Genomic DNA, 2355 nt, shown 5'->3' on the forward strand with positions numbered 1-2355 from the left:
TTCTATTACCGACACCTGCAAGAAAAATGAGCAGGCCATCTTAAATGCTTTCTTGACTATTGCTTCATCATAGAGGTACCTGAGTAGTTACAAATCATATTTTAGAACTTTAATTACTTGTAAAGTAAAAACTTAAATGAATTATGAATAAAATGGAATTTTATTGACAATAATTGAAGTTACATTAATTTAGTTTTAGATTCGATTTCACTATTTTCCAATAAAAAAGAAGCCAAATTAATGGCTGCTTAATAAATCGTAATCTCGTTCTGCAAAAACCAAAATATAATGAGGCAAAAGTAACTATTTTTCCAGTAAATCTGTTCTCGTACAGTTAATTTCATTAATGATTATGTATTAAATAAGTAGCAGTCAAAAAAACTGATTCTAACTTTTATGTAACCTGTATTAAGTATCAATTATATCTGTGAAATGCAGGAATTCTCTTTCATATTTTCTTTTTTCAATTCTTTTAAACTATATAAAGAGAATATAAAAAACCCATTGGGTGTAATTAATTTTAGTAAAACACAGGGATAAACGTTTATTATACATTTATCTAAAGATTTGACATATTAAATATCTGATTGTGTGCTACTTGGAGATATGGATTGTTTATTTTCAACATTACAATTGACACCCAGCGGGTTATAAAATTCGAGTTGAACTTTATGTATGAGCCGATTATTTCCTTTAATTGGCTCATTTTTTTATTATATTTGAGCCAATTAGAAAGAATAATCGGCTCATGACTTATATTTGGCAACAAAAAAACTGGCCTAAATTCACCTATTCGGTGGATAAATTACAACAAATCTCTATTTCATTTGCACAGGAATTAGGCTTAGTGAACGGGCTTGTTTTGGGTCTTAACGAAGAACTCAAGCAAGAAGCTTTATTGGAACTTTTAATTTCTGAAGCTATCAAGACTTCAGAAATTGAAGGCGAATATATGAGTAGAGAAGATGTTATGTCTTCAATCAAAAATAATCTTGGGTTACAAACTTATATACGTGTCAAAGATAAAAGAGCTTCAGGGGTAGCAATGCTGATGACTGAAATCAATCAAAGTATAGACCAAAATTTAAATATTGAAATGCTTTACTATTGGCACAAGCTTCTCTTAGCGCATAATATCAAAATTAATGCGGGTGTTTGGCGGACAGGAGAGGAGCCTATGCAGGTTGTATCAGGAGCATTTGGTAAGGAGGAAGTGCACTATGAAGCTCCTCCGTCAAACCGGGTTCCTAAAGAAATTGATCAGTTTATTGAATGGTACCATCGTCCTGAGTTACCAGTAAAGGATGATATTTCTAAAGCCTTATTGAAATCCGCTATCGCACATTTATATTTTGAGACGATTCACCCCTTTGAAGACGGTAATGGGCGGATAGGTAGAGTACTGGCTGAATTCACTCTTTCACAAATGTTAAAGAGTCCCGTAATCCTTTCCCTATCAAAAACTATTGAAAAAGGAAAAAAGCAGTATTATGAACAGTTAAAATGTGCGCAAAGAGGTTTAGATATCACAGAATGGATAAATTACTTTGCGCAGGTTATCTTAGATGCACAAATAGATGCTAAAGAATTGGTTCAGTTTACGCTATTGAAAGCAAAATTATTTGATAAATATAGCGCTTTGTTGAATGATCGTCAGTTGAAAGTCGTCAATAGGATTCTGGCCAATGGAGCTGCTGGTTTTGAAGGTGGTATGACGGCTAAGAAATATATGGCTATAGCCAACACCTCTAAAGCTTCAGCAACTCGTGATCTGCAGCATTTACATCAGATTGGTATGGTTAGTCAGGATGGAGCAGGGAGGTCTGTGAGGTATCAATTAGAGTTGTAGCGTTTTATAGCCTTAATGTTGGTTTCAGAAGGATAAATATCATCCAATCTATTTATGGATATATCATATAAAATACCCTTCTCATTTGAACCTTCTACAAAAGCTTTACTTAATCCCTGCATTTTAGAATTACCTCTAATAGGCATAATCATTTTTGAACTACCTTTTTTTGTTTCCCAATGCAAGATTAAAAAGTTTAATGTTTATTAAGTTCAGCTTTTTTTTGATTTTATTTAAAGTGATAAAATTTTCTGAGATTGGTTCAAATGCATGAATCTCAGCATTTGGTAATATTTTTGCTAATGCAGCTGCTGGAATTCTTTTTCATACTTTCCCATTTCAATTCTTTTTATACTGTATAAAGAAAATATAAAAAGGTAATTTTTGAAGCCTAAAATTTTTTGAAGGAGGTTTGTAACTACTCAGGTACCTCTATGATGAAGCAATAGTCAAGAAAGCATTTAAGATGGCCTGCTCATTTTTCTTGCAGGTGTCGGTAATAGAAC

General features: G+C 32.6%; 2 protein-coding genes. One reads left to right on the top strand and one right to left on the bottom strand.

Annotation, left to right across the window (positions count from 1 at the left end):
- The first annotated feature begins 748 nt into the window (after positions 1-748).
- Positions 749-1849 (top strand): Fic family protein, encoded by a 1101-nt coding sequence (locus AAKU52_RS17340; RefSeq protein WP_354335896.1) that lies wholly within the window; start codon positions 749-751, stop codon positions 1847-1849.
- Here the strand turns inward: AAKU52_RS17340 and AAKU52_RS17345 are convergent.
- Entirely contained in the window at positions 1834-2034 is a 201-nt protein-coding gene (locus AAKU52_RS17345) for a hypothetical protein (protein WP_354335897.1), read from the bottom strand. The genes AAKU52_RS17340 and AAKU52_RS17345 overlap by 16 nt on opposite strands.
- Positions 2035-2355 lie beyond the last annotated feature (321 nt).

It is taken from the genome of Pedobacter sp. CG_S7 (assembly GCF_040544395.1).
Taxonomy (GTDB): Bacteria; Bacteroidota; Bacteroidia; order Sphingobacteriales; family Sphingobacteriaceae; genus Pedobacter.

Coding starts and splice junctions, on each gene's coding strand:
- AAKU52_RS17340 (WP_354335896.1), top strand. CDS start 749: ATGACTTATATTTGGCAACAAAAAAACTGGCCTAAATTCACCTATTCG.